We start from the raw sequence: 18595 nt of genomic DNA, 5'->3' as shown, positions 1-18595 counted from the left end.
ATAGCTTATAAATAACCGCAGGATGAACACTTGAATGAGTGAACAACCTGCGGTTTTTGAATTTGCAGAAACCGGATGCAAAATCAGGGGGTTTACATAAAATTTCTGAAAATAAAGGAATTATTCGACAAGATTTCCCTTACTTTTACAAATAACTGTGTTAAGATGTGTTCAAGCGTTTTGCGCAAACGTTTGAACAAACCTGAATGAATCATGACGTGAGAGGAGGGAAATTCAAAATGGAGGCATTGATATGGACGGAGCATGGCCGATTGGAACTTGTCGAGCAGGAAGGTCCGTCTTGTTGCAAGGCAGGAGACGTAAAGATAAAAGTCGAACTGACCGGCATTTGCGGTACGGATCTTGCCGTTATTTCCGGGAAGGAACCGGGACTTCCCGGCGTGATTCGCGGCCACGAAGCCGTGGGGACCGTCGTTGACATTGGCGCTGCGGTAAATCGGGTTCAAGTAGGGGACCGGGTCGTGATCGACCCTAATCAAAGCTGCGGAGAATGCCGGTTCTGCCGGAAAGGGCAGTTGCATCTCTGCATCGGTTCGGATGGACAAGGAATGCCGATCGCCGGTCTGAATATTCCCGGTACGTTTGCCCCTTATTTCGTTACCGACGAATTTTTTGTTCACAAGTTACCGGAGGGCATGAGTTGGGAGGCGGCGGTCCTTGTCGAGCCTCTTGCATGCGTACTGCATAATTTCAAGGAAGCCGAAGTAACCCGGGAAGACCGGGTTTTGATATTGGGATCCGGCCCGATGGGGCTGCTGTGTCAAATCGTAAGCAGATCCCTGGGGTGCATCACCATGGCGACGGAAATAAATCCTTACCGGTTGTCGTATTCTCGGCGGTTTTCGGAGAAGGTCATCACACCTGGGGAGTTAACAGGGGAGACAGGCCTCCAGCTACGGGAATCAGGGAAATATGATGTTGTCATCGATACGGTTGGAACTCAAATGGGTCTTGCGGAGCAATGGGTAGAGCGAGGCGGAAGAATTGTTCCCTTCGGCATTAACGGAGGTTTTCAATATCTTTTAACTCCGACTCATTACACTCAGAATGCCGTCAAAATCATAGGAGCCGGAGAATATCTGAATACCTTCGAAACGGCGCTCCAATTTGCGGCAAACCATCCCGATCTGGCGTCTTTGGTGACGAAACGTTATCCGCTTAAACATTATGAGACGGCCATTCACGAGCTTTTGGGCTATGAGTTGTCAACGGGTAATATGCTGCCGTCCGAAACGATGAAAACCGTGTTCGCGTTCTGAGCGGAATTTTTGAAGAAAGGGGATGGCTGTCTATGGCACGCCAAGAGGGATTGAGACATATATACCGTTATCTGGCCTCCCGCCAGCGCGAAGAACTGCCGCCGATCTGGATTCCGGCGGTTTGGAACGAATGCCGATACCCGGATATCCTGAACACGAAAAATAATGAAATTGAAGTTCACCCCGTACCTTTTTTCTTGCATCATCTTAATTACCTGTTTCAATTATCACAATCACACGCCTTCTCGGAGGGAAGAAACCTGGATCGAAGCGTCATTTATTCATCTCTGGTCCGTTATTCCGCGGCATGGGACTACAACCATGACGGAAGGATTCAATCGGGGACCTTTTTGCGGTTTATGATTTTGCTCCCGATGCTAAAGAAGATGGGCGTAAATATACTGTATTTGCTTCCGGTCACAAGGTACAGCCAAATGCATTGGAAGGGCGATGTCGGTTCCCCCTACGCGGTTCATTCGTTGTTTGATCTTGATCCCGAGCTGCACGATCCCTTGCTGGACGGTATCGCCGAATTTACGATTCATGACGAAATGGGCTCGCTCGTTGAGGCTTGCCATCTGCTGGGCATGAAAGTCGTCGTGGATTTTATCCCCCGGGTGACCGCCCGGGATAGTGAAATTATTGAGGAGCATCCGGATTGGGTGTACTGGATCGGCAAAGAACATCTGGACGGTTTCCGTCCGCCGCACATTCCGGAACTCGGGTTCTTTGAAGAATGCAAGCCGGACAAGCTGGAGACCGTCTATCGCAGCGCGGAAACGTCTTCGTTTCTGGGCAAATTTTCCCCGCCGCCGAATGAACTGAATCCGCTGCTTTGGCAGTGCCTCAAGCAACGTGCCCGGCAATCCGGCGAGCCGCTGCTTTCCCTTGTGGAGGCGGAAATGGGAATTACGACGGCGCCGGCACATTCCGACTGGATCAATGACGTTCAGCCGATCTGGACGGATATCGCCTTTTATAGGCTGTACAAGGACGTTTCGCCGCAAGTCCGGCACCTGATACAGCCCGGCCAACCGCCGTACGTGCTGTTTGACACGATCAAATGCAATATGTACCCCGGATCTCAGCCGAATCAAGAATTGTGGGACATGCTGGTGGAAGCCGTTGAATTCAACCTACATACTTACGGCATCGACGGGTTTCGGATCGACATCGGTCATGTTCTGCCCGTGGCGCTTCTCGAGGAAATGTTCCGGCGAATCAAGGAAATCAGGCCGAACGCCATCCTGATCAGCGAAGATTTGTTTAACCGCAACCACCGAAAGGCGGCGAGTACCGGCTATAATATCATGCTGGGCAGCGGCTGGAACATCATGACGGATATTTCCGTGGAGTCGCTGCAGGCTTATCTTAAGGAACTTCCGGAACTGGCCATTCACGTCTTTGCCTGTTCCGAAACGGCGGATACGCCGAGAATTACCAGCCGTGGAGGAATCCCGCTGGCACGGATGATGAGTGTGTTTAACAGCTTTTTGCCGAACGCCGTTCCCTATTTGACTACGGGAATGGAGATGAACGAAGAGCAGCCGCTGAACTGCGGCCTTGGAGACAATACGGGAGGCGCGGATATCCCGCGGGCATTTTTCAACAAGTTAACGATTAACTGGACTCATCCGCTGCCCATGATCCCCCTCCTGAACCGCTTGTACTCATGCAAGAACCAGCTGGACTATCTGGTGCAGCCCCGTAATTTTTTTATACCGGATGCCCAGGGCGAGGTGCTGCTTTACGCCTATTTGTCCGGAGGCGAGTTGCTTGTCGGCTGCTTTAATTTAAGTCCTGAAGTACCGCAAACCGTAAAACTGGATGCCGTATATCCCGCATCGGAAGGATGGACGGTCCTGATCGACAGCCGGGCCGATTCGGAGCCGGCATGGTTGCCTTCCGCAGCGGACCGGCATGGCGAGTCGTTGCTTCAACCCTATCAGGGCATGATTTTCTATCATCCCCAAATCAAAATATAAAGACACGGAGGCAGGTGCAAAGATGGGATCACATCCGAAGAAGCTGGTGATTTGGCATGAATTCGACGGACCGGGAGATACCTCCATTGAACTCTTGGAACGTCTATGCCTCGAATACTCCAGGCAAAATGACATTCAGGTTATTCCCGAAGTGATGAATATTTCGGAGCTGGTTACCCGATTGAACCAAGTGGGCGAGGGAGGCGAAGCCCCCCAAATGGCCTTGGTTCCAGCGGATATGGCCGGATTCGGGGAGAAAGCGAAGTATTCCAGGGTACCGGACGGGTTGCTGTCGTTGGTGGCCCCGCATGGCTCCGGTTTTCTCCAGTCCATGCGGTCGGAAGGAATAGCCTATGGCTTGCCGGTGCTTACGGGAAATCATTTGGTGCTGTATTACAATCGCGAAATTTATCCGGAGCCTCCAGTCTCCTGGGAGGAGATCGAAGATCTTGGAGACGGATTGAAGGAAAAAGGCATTATACCCGTCGCCGCCGATTTGCGGGAGCCTTACTGGTTCATCCCCTTTTTGACGGCATTCGGAGGCTGGCCCATGTTGGAAGGCACCCCCTATCTTCCCAAGAGCGAGATGAAGCAGTCCTTGCAATATGTTCGAATCCGGATGGACCGCGGCCTTTTGGCCAGCATGAACGGTTCGACGGAATTGCTGGAGGGATTCATTGCCGGGGAAGTCGGTGCAATCATTTGCGGAGAGTGGATCTATAATCACCTGGACCGGCATATGAAGAAAAGGCTAGGCGTTGCCCGGCTTCCTTCCATTCAAGGGCGTCCTTCCATTTCCATGTCCTCGGCGATAGGCCTTGTTTTTCCCGGCTATTCGCTGGAATCGGAGCTGAGGGAGGAGATTGTTTCTTTTGCAGCCTTCATGCTAAGTGCAGAGAGCCAAATGAAATGGGGGACGGAGGTTCAGCGGATTCCCGTTCATTCCAAGGCACGCGAGAAGTTGAAAGACTTGACCGACGTTAATAGGGGATTACTTACGACATTGTTGGAAGAGAGCCGGTCCATGCCGATTGAACCGGCCATGGCTTCGGTTTGGGAGGCGGTCCGCGCCGGTCTGCTAATCTTGGCGGAAGAAGGCGAGGAGGCTGCCTGGAGCGCGATGGATCAACAATTTAAGCAGTCTGTGGGAGTCTTGTAAACAATAAAATTAGGAATGAGGGATGATCCATGAAAACGAGCGTATTTAGCCAAATTTCAATCGACGGTAAACTGACATTGGGTCCGGGTCAGTCCAGCAAACCCTTGTTCAGTCTCTTTGACGGTCAGGATATGGAATACATTCATAAATTTCGGGGAAAGGTCGACGGGATTATGGTCGGGAAAAATACGATCACTACGGATAACCCCTTTTTGACGAACCGTTATGAAGAGAATAAGAATCCGGTGCGGATCATCCCCACAAGAACCATGGATATTCCGATGGATAGCAACGTGCTGACGGATGGGGGCCAAACCCTCCTTGTAACGACGGAAAACGGCAAGGATGAACATAAGATCGAACAGCTGCGGGAACGGGGCAAGGAATGCCTGATTTGCGGGAAAGACGAGGTGGATTTCGGACAATTGTTCACCCTGCTGGAGGAGAAGTACGGGATCAACAGCCTGATGGTGGAAGGCGGAGGCTTTCTGAATTGGCATGTTTTCAATCAGGACCTGGTCGATGAGATCATACTGATGCAGCTTCCGATCATTATCGGCGGGGCGTCCAATATTACGCTGGTCGATGGAGAAGGATACACCAAGCTCGATTTTGCCAAAAAATTCAAGGTGGTCGAAGTGGAGCCGAAGGATAATTACACCTTGCTGCGCTATTTAAAAGCGGTTTGAATATGGAGGATCAGGTTAAATGAGCGATGAGTTAAAAAAGGATTTTTACAAAAACGTATATAAAATTGCCCTTCCGGTAACGCTGCAAAGCCTGATCATGTCTTTGCTCACGCTCACGGACCAGTTGATGGTGGGACAGTTGGGCGATGTGGCCATCGCTTCCGTCGGAATGGCGACGAAAATATACGGAGTCATTTCCGTAGTGCTGGCCGGTCTTTCTGCCGGCGTTTCGATCTATGCGGCCCAGTTCTGGGGAAAACAGGACCGCAAGAGTATCTCCCAATTGCTCGGTATCGGCCTCATGGCCGGGTTTGCATTGTCGTTTCTGTTTACGTTGCTCGTATTTTTTCAGCCCCAGCTTTGCCTGTCCTTATTTACGACGGATGAGCGGATCTTGGGGGAGGGATACATTTTTCTGCAGATCATCTCGCTGAGCTATGTGCCGACGATGTTTACTATGATGTATTCCGCCATCTTAAGAAGCACGACGCACGTTAAATTGCCGATGTTCGTCAGCTTGTTTACGGTAGGTCTGAACATCGTGTTGAATTATTTGCTGATCTTCGGGAATTGGGGTTTTCCGGAATTGGGGTTAAAAGGATCGGCTATCGCAACGTTAATCGCCCGAATCGTGGAGTGCGCGTTGATCATTGGAGCGGTCTACAAGTTCAGGCTTCCGGGTTCGGTCGATTTCGGCAGCCTGTTCGAGGTCCCCAGACCTCTCCTGAGAAAGTTCGTTCAAACGACTTATCCCATCATCCTCACCGAATTCATTTGGGTGATGGGCGAGACGGCCTATGCCATGATTTACAGCCGGATGGGGACCTCCGAAATGACGGCCATGACGATTACCTTTCCGTTGCAGGGCATCTGTATCGGGTTGCTTTCAGGCCTGGCCAGTGCAGGCGGGGTGATGGTCGGCAACAAGCTGGGAGCCGGGGAAGAAGAAACGGCCATGCAGTATGCCAAACGGTTCATCGTATTGGGCATCTCCGTTTCCGTTGTCGTCGGCCTGGTGATTGCGGCAGCTTCGCCTTGGTATGTTTCTTTCTTTAATATTTCAGGAGAAGCCCATCGTTTGGGAATTTACCTGGTTTGGGTATTTGCCGCTTTCTTATGGGTCAAGGTCGGAAACATGATCATGGCCGGCGGAATTTTGAACAGCGGCGGGGACAGCAAGTTCGTGTTCGCGATGGAATCCGCGGCAACGTGGCTGATCGGGGTTCCGTCAGGGCTGTTGCTGTCGTTTGTCTTCAAACAACCGGTCTACCTGGTGTATCTTGTGCTTTCGCTGGAGGAGGTTGTTCGGCTAATTATCGGCTTGGCCCGGATCCGGTCGCGCAAGTGGATTAAAAACCTGGTTGGCGATATCGCGGCATAAGCCCGTGGGCTCTGAAGAGCGTGAAAGAAGCGCACAATTGATTTTGAATTTTTTGACTAAGTAGCTATTAAAAAAGGCAGGACCCGCGTTATTATGCAGGTCCTGCCTTTTATATCATTATTGCTTAGATCGTCACCGAAGATCTTTGCGCCTGGATTTCGCCGTGGGCGCTGACCGTATAGCTGCGGTCATAGATCCGGATCGCGGCCGGCGTGTCGGTTTCGTTCGTCACGGTGATGCTGTCTTCGCCAACGTTCACTTTCAACGTTGCTCCGCGGAACATCACATTGAACGAGAAGGATTTCCAGTGCGAAGGGATAAACGGCTGAAGCACCAGTTCGTCATCTTTCACGCGCAAGCCGGCGAACCCTTGGATGACGGCCATCCAGGTTCCCGCCATGCTTGTGGTGTGGCAGCCGTCTTCGGTATCGTTATTGTAGTTGTCCAGATCCAGACGCGCGGTGCGCAGGTACATTTCATACGCCTTCTCCTGATAGCCGAGCTCACAGGCCATAATGGAGTGCACGCAAGGGGACAGGGAGGACTCGTGAACGGTCAACGGTTCATAAAAGTCGAAGTTCCGTTTTTTCGTTTCGAGATCGTATCTGTCGCTCAGGAAGAACAGGCCTTGCAACACGTCCGCTTGTTTAATGTAGCAGGAACGCAGGATCCGGTCCCAGGACCAGTTCTGGTTGATCGGCAAGTTTTCCGGCGCCAGGTCTTTGACCGGAACCAGATCCTTGTCGAGGAAGCCGTCCTGCTGCAGGAAGACTCCGCGCTCTTCGTCGACCGGATAGTACATATTGTCGATGATGTGCTGCCATTTGGCGGTTTCTTCGTTCGTCAGCGTCAATTTGTCGATCAGCTCGAGATAGCGGGCGTTTTCGTTCTTTTTCAAATAATCGAGCACTTCCAGCGTATACTCCATCGTCCAGCAAGCAATCCGGTTGGTATACCAGTTGTTGTTGACGTTGTTCTCGTATTCGTTCGGGCCGGTTACGCCGAGCATCACGTATTTGCCTTTTACGCTGGAGAAGTTGACGCGTTCTTCCCAGAAGCGGGAGATTTCCGCAAGCACTTCCAGGCCGTATTGGCTCAGATAGGATTTATCTCCGGTGTAATTTACATAGTTGTAAATCGCGTAGGCGATAGCACCGTTCCGGTGAATCTCCTCAAAAGTGATCTCCCATTCGTTATGGCATTCTTCGCCGTTCATAGTAACCATCGGATAAAGCGCGCCTTTGGTAAAGCCGAGCTTCTTGGTGTTCTCCTTCGCTTTTTCCAGGTGCTTGTAACGGTAAATCAGCAAGTTGCGGGCAATGCCCGAATCCGCGGTGCTCAGATAGAACGGTACGCAGTAGGCTTCGGTATCCCAGTAGGTGCTGCCGCCGTATTTTTCGCCCGTGAAGCCCTTCGGCCCGATGTTCAGACGATCGTCTTCTCCGGTGTAAGTTTGATTCAGTTGGAAAATGTTAAAGCGGATTCCTTGCTGAGCAGAGACGTCGCCTTCAATAATGATGTCGCTGCCTTTCCATTTTTCGGCCCAGGCATCGGCCTGTTCTTGACGCAGGCTGTCGAAACCGGCCGCATGCGCTTCAAGCAACGCCTTTTTGCCTGCTTCCACAAGCTGCCCTAATCCGTGATTGCGGGAAGTCACGTTGGCTACGTATTTGTAGAGAGTAAGCGTAGCGCCTTGTTCGACTTCAAAAGCGGCTTCCGCGGAAACGTATTTTTCGCGTTCGGAAACGGAGGCTTCGAACTCCAGCTTCTCGCCGTTTTTATATACATCGAATGACATAACGGACGTAACGTGAAAATCGAGTTTTTTGGTTTTTAAGGTTAGGTAGGAGATCTCGGGTGCCGCCGATTTTTCTACCTCCAGCCAGAACTTCTCGTCATAGTTGGAGTCCTTGTTCTGGACGTCTCCGTCCAGGTAAGGCACGACGCGGATGGTTCCGGAAAAATTGACCGGGGTAACCGAGTAGCGGATAGCTCCGATTTCCCGGCGTTTCATGCTGACGAAGCGGACGGATTCCACCTGAACCTCTTTACCGTTCTCCATTACAGCGACAAAACGGCGGGAAAGGTAGCCTTCCTTCATGTTCAGTTCACGCACGAAATCTTTGACCTCGCATTTGGCCAGATCCAGCGATTCGCCGTTAATGAGCACGTTGATTCCGATCCAGTTCGTACTGTTAAGAACTTTCGCGAAATATTCCGGATATCCGTTTTTCCACCAGCCTACGCGGGTTTTATCGGGATAATAGACCCCGGCCATATAGCTTCCCTGAAGGGATTTACCGCTGTATTGCTCTTCGAAATTAGCCCGCTGGCCCATAAATCCGTTACCGATACTGAATATACTTTCGGAAATTTCGTGCGTAGCAGGGTCAAAGGATTCCTCGATGATAGACCATTCATCCATTTTTAAATATTGTTTCACGATTTACCGGCTCCTTCTTAAAGTAATTCTAGTGAATAAGGTTATATGAATAGGATTGCTAAAAAAGAATGTCCGTTCTCTTGCGCATGATCATTGATGCCTGGTTGATCGTTAGTATCCCCCCGTTATACGGATGCAATCTCTTGCAGACGCGTTACCGTCATCTCTCCAAGCGAGGCGACAACGAGATTGGCTTTGCCCAGCGTGCTCGGGGATCCGATGCCAACGCTGCGCATCCCGGCCCGACTAGCCGCTTCGACTCCGGCTTCCGCGTCTTCAAAGACGACGCATTGTTCCGGCGGAACGCCCAGTTCGGAAGCTCCGAGCGTAAATACTTCGGGGTCGGGCTTCGCGCTGGTTGTGCGGGTGCCGTCGATGATGGCGTCAAAATACGGTGTGAGTCCCGTATTGTTCAGAATCGTCATGGCGTTTTTACTGGCGGAGCCCAGGGCGACTTTCAAGCCATTCTCCCGGCAATCCTTCAGAAAATCAAGCGCTCCCGGCAGAATTTCGGAATCATCCATTTTGGTGATCATTTCGAAATACCAGTTGTTTTTGCGCTCAGCGAGCTCCAGTTTTGTTGCTTCTTCCAACTCAATTCCGCCGACGCTCAGCAGAATATCAAGCGAAGCCATCCGGCTTACGCCTTTCAGCCGTTCGTTATCCTGCTCCGTAAATTCGAAGCCCAACTCTTCGGCGAGGCGCTTCCAGGCAAGATAATGATATTTGGCGGTGTCGACGAGCACACCGTCCAGGTCGAATAAACATGCTTTAATTGAGGTCATAACCTCTCCTCCTCCAATAGCGCAAACGTTTGAACAAATTGCAAAAAATAAAAGAAGCCAGCGCTTCGATTATTTTTTGTGTCCCGCCCTTATTTTTTCGATATCGAATACATGGAAGACTCACGAACCATCAACCGGTGCGGAATGATTTGCCGCTTCTGATAGGACTTGTCGCTGTTGTTTTGAATCGACTGGATCAGAACCTGGGAAGCGGTATATCCCAAATTGTAAATTCCGATATCAATGCTGCTGAGCGGTGGTGTCGACAATTCAGACAAAGGAATATTGTTGAAACTGACCAAACATAAATCTTCGGGGACTTTGTATTTGAGCTCATGCAGGCCACGCAACACGCCGAATGATACGACGTCGTCGATCAGGACCAGGCCCGTAGGACGGTTGGGCAAATTCATAAAGAAAGACATGGCCCGATAGCCGCTATCCTGCAGAAATTCCCCTTCAACAATCCATTCAGGTCGCATTTCAAGTCCAGAATCATGCAATGCATCCAGATAACCCTTTAGCCGATCCTTGGAAACGACCAGGTCGGGAGGTCCGCTGACGAACCCGATCCGTTCATGTCCCAAAGAAATCAAATGCTTCGTGGCATCATAGGATGCTTGAACGTTGTCATTATCCACCGATAAAATATCGGGATATTGTTCACTTCGTCCGATTAGAACAAAATGATGACCGTTCTCGTGCAGAAAATCGATAACTGGGTCGTCTTGCCTCGAATAAAGTAAAATCACTCCGTCTACCCGGCGTCCATTAATCAGTCTGGATACGCCTTCAACCTCTTCCTTCTCGTTGGCTCCCGAACTGATCAGCACATCATAACCTAAGCGGCTCGCTTGTGTGACAATTCCGCGAATTAACTCCATAAAGAAGAAGTTGGAAAACAATTCTTCGGCAGACTTCGGCAACATGATGCAAATACTGTTGGTAGTTTTGGATACCAGGCTCTTTGCCATGATATTCGGATGGTATCCAAGCTGATCCATAATGTCCTTTACTTTTCTCGAAGTTTCGGCGCTTATTCTTGGATGATTGGACAGCACCCGGGACACGGTAGAGGGTGATACTCCGGCCTTTTTGGCAACATCTTTTATGGTAACAGCCATAAAAAACCTCCTCTGTGGAACCGTTTGCTTTACATTGTAATATTAATCTAAACATAACGGAAAGTAAATAGATAAAGCCGCGAAAGGGTGTCATATATTGCGCATTTTCACCTAGGGATGGGAATGATTGAGAGATTTTTACTTTAATCTTGAAATAATAAGTAATTAAGAGTAATCCTGAGTTTTATAAAGTAAACAGTGGATTTAGGGATAAAATCTTCTAAATATCAATCGTGCAAACGTTTTAACATTTGGAAGCGCTTAAGATAATATAATGAGAAATATAAAAGCGCTTTCCTGGCTGGGTGTACTCCTTAGACGGCAACAGACTTATTATACATTTTTAGTCAAACGTTTGCGCAAATTTCGAATCGGAAAGGAGGCCTATTCGCACAGTCTTTTTTTGCATGCAAAGATTTGATTACCTGCAGTGAACATTCATTTAGGAGGTCTAAGCGAAATGCACAAAAGATTGAAGGGCTGGGTTTCCCGGCTGCTCATTTTTGTCCTGATTGTCGGCTCATTCGGCAGTTTTCTCACCCAAGCGCGAGCGGATGATCCGACCGTAAGTAGCTCCGGACTCGCCAGTCCGGTTATCGGAGAAGGAAGTGCAACCGGAACGCAGGTGACGTTCAATTATCAGGGGACCGGGCTGGAGCAGAAGGCTATAGTTAAGGGCGACTTCTTTAACAACTGGGAGGAAATCCCCCTAACTTTGGCAGAGGGCAACGTATGGACCCTGACTCGAGAAATTGAAGCGGGCTGGTACCAATACGGGCTGGATGTGGATGGCTGGAAGGGCGATCCGCTGAATCCGGTCAAGAATGGCGGCAATCCCGGATTATCCGTTCCGGGAATCAAGTTTAACCAATCACCGCCTTCGGAAATCGGATTAGGGGAATCCACGGTGATCGATGCGGTCTATTTTACGGGTGATCGCGATACCAAAGATCCGGTACAGCTTACGTTAACCAAGGGGCTGAACGGAGTTTCCTTCGACAGTACCACAGGTAAACTTAGCGTTGCGGCTAATGCCGACACCGGCAATATTGAGATTGAGGCCAAGCATGAGCCTTGGAAAATCGTCAAAACGGTAAAGGTGACCGAAAATGCACTGAAGAGCCCGGCTATTAACAATGACGGGACGGTGACGTTTAACATACCCGAGGATAAACTTCCATCCGGGGTGACCTCGGCCCATCTGGTAGGACAAATGAATGGCTGGAACGAAAAAACGGCCGAGGCATTAATTTTGAAGGATGGAGTTTACAGCCTTACTATTCCTCTCTCAGCCGGCATCTACGAATATAAATTCATTCCGAATCAAGGCAGCTGGAGCGGGGATTTCCTGGATCCGTTGAATCCGAGAAAATCGGGCGGAAACCCGCCGAATTCGGTAGCGATCGTGCCCGGCATCGTGATCGAATCCGATGAAAACGTCGCCATTGGCGGAGAATTGGAACTTGCAGCCAGGCTATTGGATACCGAAGGCAATTATGCAGAGGTTACGCCAACCTGGTCTTTGAAGAATCCGGTATCCGGGGTGGCGATTCAACAAAATATTCTAACCGTCGAACCGGGTACGGCTTCGGGTCAAGTTACGATCGTAGCGGCTTATGACAAGTACACAACCGAAGCAACGGTCAATCTGGTGGATAATTTGAATGCTTACACCATTAACTACTACCGTTTTGACGAAACGGCCGATCAGTGGAACTTATGGATGTTTCCCGTAAAACCGGACGAAGGAAAGAGTAAGCGAGGTGATTTTAACCAAACGCCAGAGGGGTATGCCCAGGGAACTTATTATTTTCCGTACAAGCAAATTGGGGTGATCCCAAGGCTATCTACAGCCGATAATGAATGGGCCGACCAAGATGCCGAGCGGACGGTGCGGATCAAAGAGGGCAAGAACGTCGAAGTCTGGATCGTTCAAGGAATCAGCGAAGTATTTTATGAAAAGCCGGATTTAGAAAAATTGAAGGATGAAAAATATCGCCGGATTCAGTTTACTTATGTCAAAGACGACGCCGATTTTAACGATTGGAGCGTGTGGACATGGTATACCGGATACAAAGATAAGGATTTCTCCTTTGCGGCCGGCCAGGTCGACGGCAACAAATCGACCGTCATCATTCCGATCACTTCCGAAGTGGGCAAAATCGGATTCAAGATCCACAAAAGAGAAGGAAGCGATGGTTGGGCATTGATCGACCAGGACTATGACCGGGAGATTCAAACCGGCAGCGAAGTGCTGACCAAAGTGGTTGTCGATGCGGGGAAAGGGGCATTCCGTACCTTGCCCGGGACAACGGCACCGTTCTTGGAAGACGGCAATGCCACCTTCTATTATCGGGATTTCGGATTATTCAAACTGAATGAAATGGACAGCATCGAAAGCGTGAAACTGAAAATCAACGGCAATGAATATCCGATGGATTACAGCCGGGAAGACGAAAGGTTTACCTACACGCTGCGGAACCTGGAAGAAGGCACCTTCGAGTATTCTTACCTTGTAACCAAAGGCGGAATTACCGAGGAAGTGCTTGATCCGAAAAATACAGCGGACGGGAAATCACGGATCACGTACAAGGTGCTGCACCCGTCCATTCAATCCGAAACTATGCCGGCCGAGATTTCCTACAATGAAAACTCGGTGCTCTCTTTAAACTTGGCAGGGATTGCAGATGATGAAATCCGCAGCATTTATGCCGATCTGTCCGCATTGGGCGGTAAAACGGAGACGGTGATCGACAATGGCCTCCAAGCTTTGACGATCGCGGTAAAAGATTCGGTTCCGACAGGCATGAAGAACATTCCCGTAACGGTAGTAGACGTGTATGGCAATAAATATACGCATGCTGCCTCCGTAACCGTCAAAACGCGGCAATCGGTCGGAAAAGACGATTTCGACTGGGATGAGGCACGAATCTATTTCATGCTGACGGATCGATTCTTGAACGGGGATACCGGCAACGATGATCCGAACGAGGAGAGTTACGACCTCAGCCACGCGGAAACCTATCACGGCGGGGATTTTAAAGGCGTTACCGAAAAGATCGGATATCTGAAAGATCTCGGCATCAACACGATCTGGATTACGCCGATCGTAGATAATATCGACTTTAACAAGGGAGTCGATTTTAACAGCAATCAATATGCTTACCACGGCTATTGGGCAAAAGACTTTACTGAAATCGACGAGCATCTCGGGGATTTGGCAGATTTCCAGAAACTCTTGGATACCGCTCATGACAATGGCATCAAGGTGATGGTTGACGTTGTCTTGAACCATACCGGCTATGGCATGGATCAGTTGAGTCCAAACTGGAGCGGTTTAAGTAATCTTCCTACAGAGACTGAGCGCGGAGTATTCACCGGAATGCTGCGGGATACCAACGAGGATCCCGTAATTAAGAACAAAGTAGCCGGTCTTCCCGACTTCAAAACGGAAGATCCCGCGGTGCGCGAGCAAATTATCGAATGGCAATCCGACTGGATCGAGAAGTCCAAGACCGCTAGCGGCAACACGATCGACTATTTCCGCGTAGATACGATCAAACATGTGGAGAATGCAACCTGGATGGCTTTCAAAAACCGGATGACCGAAATCAATCCGGCCTTCAAAATGATCGGGGAAAACTTCGGCGCAAGCGTGGATAATGACGGCGGTTTTCTGCGTACGGGCACGATGGATTCCGAGCTTGATTTCGCGTTTAAAGGAATTGCGAGCGAATTCGTCAAAGGCGGAATTCAGTCCGCCGAACGGAAGCTTCAGGACCGCAACGGAAAAATCGATAATGCGGCCACGCTCGGCCAGTTCCTGAGCAGCCATGACGAGAACGGATTCCTGGCAAGCTTGGTGCCGGAGGGAGATCGTCAAAAATTCAAGGACGGAACTCTGGACGCAGAGGTATTGAAGGGCTTGCAGGCTCAACATAAGATTGCGGCTTCCTTGCAAATTACGGCCAAGGGCCAACCCGTCATCTATTATGGCGAAGAAGTAGGACAGTCCGGCATGAACGCCGGGGATATGTCCAAAGGAGAGTTTAGCGAAAACCGGTACGATTTCAACTGGGACGGATTGAACGACCCGACTTACAGCCATATTTACGAACACTATAAGAAAATGCTGCATATTCGCGACAGCTATTCGCAGATATTCTCCAAAGGGACCCGTGCGCAAATCGGGGGCTCCGACATGGACGGATATGATGTGTTTACCCGGACGTACCAAGGCAAGAGCGTAGTCGTCGGTATTAATACCAAAACCACTGCACAGCAAATTTCTTTTACGGTACCGGGCTACAAAAATACGAAATGGGTTGAGCAGTACGGCAATCAAACGGTGCAGGCAGACAGTGACGGTAAAGTGACGTTAACTCTGCCGTCCAGTCTGGACGGAGGGACGATCGTGCTGGCCGCGGTTTCGAGCCCGGTAACTCCTCCGGGACCATCGAATCCTGACTCGGGATCCTCGGGATCTTCCGTTGTTCCAAGCACCACGGCACCAACTCCGGCAACTTCCGAATCCGTGAAGGTAACGGCTAAAGCCGGCGAGAACGGCCGTAAGACGGCAGAAGTGAACGCGGCCGATTTGGAGAAAGCCATTGCGGCAGCCGTGAACAGCAAGAAAGCGGTAATCATTCAAGTCTCCGGGGTAGCTGCGGGAGAAGCAGCTGAGCTCGTGATCCCGGGAAGCGCAGTTGCCAAGGCCGCGGAGCAAAAGGCCGCTCTTCAACTCGCATTCCCTGAGGTTACGATCGAACTTCCTGTCGGGAGCATTCCGGCTGCCTCGATTCATGCGGACGGAAAAATCGTATTCAGCAAAGAAGCGCCGAGTACCGAAACGGCGGAAAAACTGAAAGGCAAAATCATCGCCAAGGACGGGGCATATGCTCCGGCTGGAAACATTCATGATTTCAAAATTTCCAGTATGGGAGCCGACAAACAAGCCGTTGAAGTAAACCTTGGGACCAAAGTTAAAATAACGCTGACTCTGGACGAAGCGGCCTTGAGGGGAATTGGGGACAAGAACAAGGCAGGAGTCTATGCGGTCAACGAAGACGGGTCCGTGGTATACGTAGGCGGAAAATGGGACGGCAACAGCATTACTTTCCTGAGTGACCAATTGGCTAGTTTTGTGGTCATGGAATACAACAAAACGTTCAGCGACGTGACGAGCGGCTGGGCCAAGGAGTATGTTGAACTGCTTGCGGCGAGACATATCGCTTCCGGGGTGGATGCCGAACGGTTTAACCCGAAGGGCAGCGTGACCCGCGGAGAATTCGCGGCGTTCCTGGGGCGGACCTTGGGACTCGATGCCGAAGGTAGGCATTTCAACCTTAGCGATGTCGCCCAAGACAGCTATTATGCCGGCTATGTCGCGGAGTTGAACCGGCTGGGAATCGTAACGGGGTACGAGGACGGCACGTTCCGCGGTAATCAGACGATAAGCAGAGAACAAATGGCGACAATCCTGATGAAGGCGTATGCTCATGTGACCGGGCAAACGGCAAGTGAAGTCGCCGGGGCCGTCGATGCCGGTTTCTCCGACCTGGGCGAGGCATCTTCTTATGCCGTGGATAGCATCAAGGCAGCAAAAGCATTGGGAATTATTAATGGGATGGGGAATAACGCGTTTGAACCTGGAGCGACATCCACGCGCGAACAGGTAGCGGCCGTGCTGATCCATTTCATGGAGAAAGCGGAATTATAATTTTAATAGTCATCTTTAAAAGGCCTCCTTCCGCGATGGAAGGAGGCTTTTTTTGCCGACCGGGTTTATTGGGACTGCGTCAATACCGCATATCCGTAAGCCGGGAGCTTTACGGCGAGTTTGCCGTTGTCCGTTTCGTAGCTATGTCCGCTCATTGCGTCGCGCCATGTTCGTCCGGCGGCAGGAACTTCCAAAGTTTGCCCCGCATCGTAGTTGTTCAGCAGCACGAGCACGGATTCCTTGCCGAGCCGGCGCTCATAGACGAGCTTGCTGCCGCCTTCTTCCGCAAGCAGGAAGGTGATGGAGCCTGTCCGCAGGGCGGAAAGGTCTTTGCGGACCGAGATCAGCTTGCGGTAGAATTCAAACAAACCGCGATCCTGCTTGTCCGGATCCCACTCCATGCACTTGCGGCAGTCGGGATCCTGCTCGCCGTCGAGGCCGATTTCGTCGCCATAAAAGATGCACGGCGTGCCGCCATAGGTAAATTGAAAAAGAGCGGCCAGCTTCATTTTGTTCTTGTCGCCTTCGCAGAGCGTCAGAAGGCGCGGCGTGTCATGGCTGTCCAGCAGATTGAAGGCCACTTCGCTGGCCTGCTGCGGATATCGCGACAACTGCCTGCCGATCGCGCTGGCAAATCCTTTGGCATCCAGGGTACCGCGCACTACGTAATCGAGCACGGCATCGGTAAAAGGATAGTTCATAACCGCATCGAACTGGTCGCCCTGAAGCCAAGGGGAAGATTCATGCCAAATTTCGCCGAGAATGTAGGCGTCCGGATTGACAGCTTTCACCGTTTTGCGGAAGTCGCGCCAGAATTGATGGTCCACTTCGTCGGCTACATCCAGTCTCCAGCCGTCGATGCCGACCTCCTTGATCCAAAACTCCGCTACGTTCAGCAAGTATTCCTTAACTTCAGGGTTGTCCGTATTTAATTTCGGCATGAGCGGCTCGAAAGAAAAGGTATCGTAAGTCGGGACTCCGTCGTTGACCTCAAGCGGAAATTCGCGAACCGAGAACCAATCCTTGTAACGGGATTGCTCGCCCTTTTCCAAGACGTCGACAAACGGAGCAAACGTTTTGCCCGAATGATTAAAGACCGCATCGAACAAGACGCGAATGCCGCGTTCGTGGCAAGCCTGGACCACCTTTTTCACCATTTCGATATCACCGAAGTGGGGATCGATTTTCATATAGTCGGCCGTGTCGTACTTATGGTTCGTCGTTGCCTCGAACAAGGGGGTAAAATAAATGCCCGTGATCCCGAGTTCGCTGAGATGATCGAGATGATCGATGACGCCTTGAAGGTCGCCTCCAAAGAAATTTTCCCGTTCCGGTTTTCCGCCCCAAGGCAATACGCCAGCGGGATCATTGTCCGGATTGCCGTTGGCAAAGCGCTCGGGGAAAATTTGATAGAATACGGCGTCCTTCACCCAAGCCGGTACCTTGAACACGTCGGCGGGGTTAATGAACGGGTACTCGAACAGCCGGTCCGGGACCGGAGGACGCTCCCTGGAGAAATCGTTCTCCGTCATCCAAATCTCTTCTTCACCCGATTTCAGCAAAAAGCCGTATTTCAATCTGCGGTAGGTCGGCTTGATTGCGCATTCCCAATAATCGAACATGTCATCCGAAGTGAACTTCGACATGGGGATCAGCTCTTTGCTTTGATTCCATATGTATTTGTCGCCCGCGAAGGCGTAAACTTCGGAAAGGTCGTCTTTTTTGGCGCGGAGGCGAAGATGGATCGTCTCGGGATCATAGGCATAGGACCAGTTCAGTTTGGGACGGTGATAGACCGCTTCAAGCAGCATGATTAATTTCCTCCTTAGTCTTGGCTAGTGTGGTTCCGTCTCGCTGATTTATCGAAGACAATGCTTAACGGCACGATGTTATTCTTATAAGATATACTAACCGTTTTGGGGTATTGCTATATCATCGAGCCGCGCTAAAAAAGGCACATCCCGGCAATGATAAAGCCGAGGATGTACCTTTGAGATAACATTGCCTTCAAGTTGTAGACGGGAAGTGTG

At 50.6% G+C, this 18595-nt stretch carries 10 protein-coding genes; 6 read left to right on the top strand and 4 right to left on the bottom strand.

What is annotated here, in order from left to right:
- The first annotated feature begins 239 nt into the window (after positions 1 to 239).
- From ACLB09_RS17450 to ACLB09_RS17430, 5 genes are read left to right on the top strand one after another with little or no spacing between them, the layout of a single operon-like run.
- Positions 240 to 1280 carry a zinc-dependent alcohol dehydrogenase gene (locus tag ACLB09_RS17450; RefSeq protein ID WP_410771136.1) on the top strand — a complete coding sequence of 347 codons (1041 nt, stop codon included), beginning with the start codon at positions 240 to 242 and terminating at the stop codon, positions 1278 to 1280.
- A gap of 32 nt (positions 1281 to 1312) precedes the next feature.
- Positions 1313 to 3265, top strand: a complete 1953-nt coding sequence (locus ACLB09_RS17445; RefSeq protein WP_410771135.1) for an alpha-amylase family protein — start codon at positions 1313 to 1315, stop codon at positions 3263 to 3265.
- A gap of 22 nt (positions 3266 to 3287) precedes the next feature.
- Positions 3288 to 4424 (top strand): sugar ABC transporter substrate-binding protein, encoded by a 1137-nt coding sequence (locus tag ACLB09_RS17440; protein ID WP_410771134.1) that lies wholly within the window; start codon positions 3288 to 3290, stop codon positions 4422 to 4424.
- A 29-nt stretch (positions 4425 to 4453) separates the two neighbouring features.
- Positions 4454 to 5113 carry a RibD family protein gene (locus tag ACLB09_RS17435; RefSeq protein ID WP_410771133.1) on the top strand — a complete coding sequence of 220 codons (660 nt, stop codon included), beginning with the start codon at positions 4454 to 4456 and terminating at the stop codon, positions 5111 to 5113.
- A gap of 19 nt (positions 5114 to 5132) precedes the next feature.
- On the top strand, positions 5133 to 6494 hold the full coding sequence (locus ACLB09_RS17430; RefSeq protein WP_410771132.1) for an MATE family efflux transporter: 1362 nt from the start codon (positions 5133 to 5135) through the stop codon (positions 6492 to 6494).
- 124 nt (positions 6495 to 6618) lie between these two features.
- On the opposite strand, the gene ACLB09_RS17425 is transcribed toward ACLB09_RS17430, so the two are convergent.
- The 3 genes from ACLB09_RS17425 to ACLB09_RS17415 all read right to left on the bottom strand — a co-directional run bounded on the left by ACLB09_RS17425 (position 6619) and on the right by ACLB09_RS17415 (position 10846).
- Positions 6619 to 8937: a glycoside hydrolase family 65 protein gene (locus ACLB09_RS17425; RefSeq protein ID WP_410771131.1), complete on the bottom strand. Its 2319-nt coding sequence runs from the start codon at positions 8935 to 8937 to the stop codon at positions 6619 to 6621.
- A 125-nt stretch (positions 8938 to 9062) separates the two neighbouring features.
- Positions 9063 to 9722, bottom strand: coding sequence for a beta-phosphoglucomutase (gene pgmB / locus ACLB09_RS17420; protein ID WP_410771130.1), 660 nt, complete (start codon positions 9720 to 9722; stop codon positions 9063 to 9065).
- Positions 9723 to 9811: 89 nt separating this feature from the next.
- Positions 9812 to 10846 carry a LacI family DNA-binding transcriptional regulator gene (locus ACLB09_RS17415; RefSeq protein WP_410771129.1) on the bottom strand — a complete coding sequence of 345 codons (1035 nt, stop codon included), beginning with the start codon at positions 10844 to 10846 and terminating at the stop codon, positions 9812 to 9814.
- 460 nt (positions 10847 to 11306) lie between these two features.
- On the opposite strand from ACLB09_RS17415, the gene ACLB09_RS17410 reads away from it, so the two are divergent.
- Complete coding sequence (locus ACLB09_RS17410) at positions 11307 to 16565, top strand: alpha-amylase family glycosyl hydrolase (RefSeq protein ID WP_410771128.1); 5259 nt, start codon at positions 11307 to 11309, stop codon at positions 16563 to 16565.
- A gap of 65 nt (positions 16566 to 16630) precedes the next feature.
- Here the strand turns inward: ACLB09_RS17410 and ACLB09_RS17405 are convergent, their stop codons facing one another.
- Entirely contained in the window at positions 16631 to 18376 is a 1746-nt protein-coding gene (locus ACLB09_RS17405) for an alpha-glycosidase (RefSeq protein WP_410771127.1), read from the bottom strand.
- Positions 18377 to 18595: the final 219 nt, after the last annotated feature.

This window comes from Fontibacillus forbon (assembly GCF_046559655.1).
Lineage (GTDB): Bacteria > Bacillota > Bacilli > Paenibacillales > Paenibacillaceae > Fontibacillus.
The sequence above is the reverse complement of the archived record's forward strand: the minus strand, read 5'-3'. Positions and strand labels throughout refer to the sequence as shown.

Bases quoted from the DNA above. Each gene is read 5' to 3' on its own strand.
- ACLB09_RS17450 (WP_410771136.1), top strand. From the start codon at position 240: ATGGAGGCATTGATATGGACGGAGCATGGCCGATTGGAACTTGTCGAG.
- ACLB09_RS17445 (WP_410771135.1), top strand. From the start codon at position 1,313: ATGGCACGCCAAGAGGGATTGAGACATATATACCGTTATCTGGCCTCC.
- ACLB09_RS17440 (WP_410771134.1), top strand. From the start codon at position 3,288: ATGGGATCACATCCGAAGAAGCTGGTGATTTGGCATGAATTCGACGGA.
- ACLB09_RS17435 (WP_410771133.1), top strand. From the start codon at position 4,454: ATGAAAACGAGCGTATTTAGCCAAATTTCAATCGACGGTAAACTGACA.
- ACLB09_RS17430 (WP_410771132.1), top strand. From the start codon at position 5,133: ATGAGCGATGAGTTAAAAAAGGATTTTTACAAAAACGTATATAAAATT.
- pgmB (WP_410771130.1), bottom strand. From the start codon at position 9,722: ATGACCTCAATTAAAGCATGTTTATTCGACCTGGACGGTGTGCTCGTC.
- ACLB09_RS17415 (WP_410771129.1), bottom strand. From the start codon at position 10,846: ATGGCTGTTACCATAAAAGATGTTGCCAAAAAGGCCGGAGTATCACCC.
- ACLB09_RS17410 (WP_410771128.1), top strand. From the start codon at position 11,307: ATGCACAAAAGATTGAAGGGCTGGGTTTCCCGGCTGCTCATTTTTGTC.
- ACLB09_RS17405 (WP_410771127.1), bottom strand. From the start codon at position 18,376: ATGCTGCTTGAAGCGGTCTATCACCGTCCCAAACTGAACTGGTCCTAT.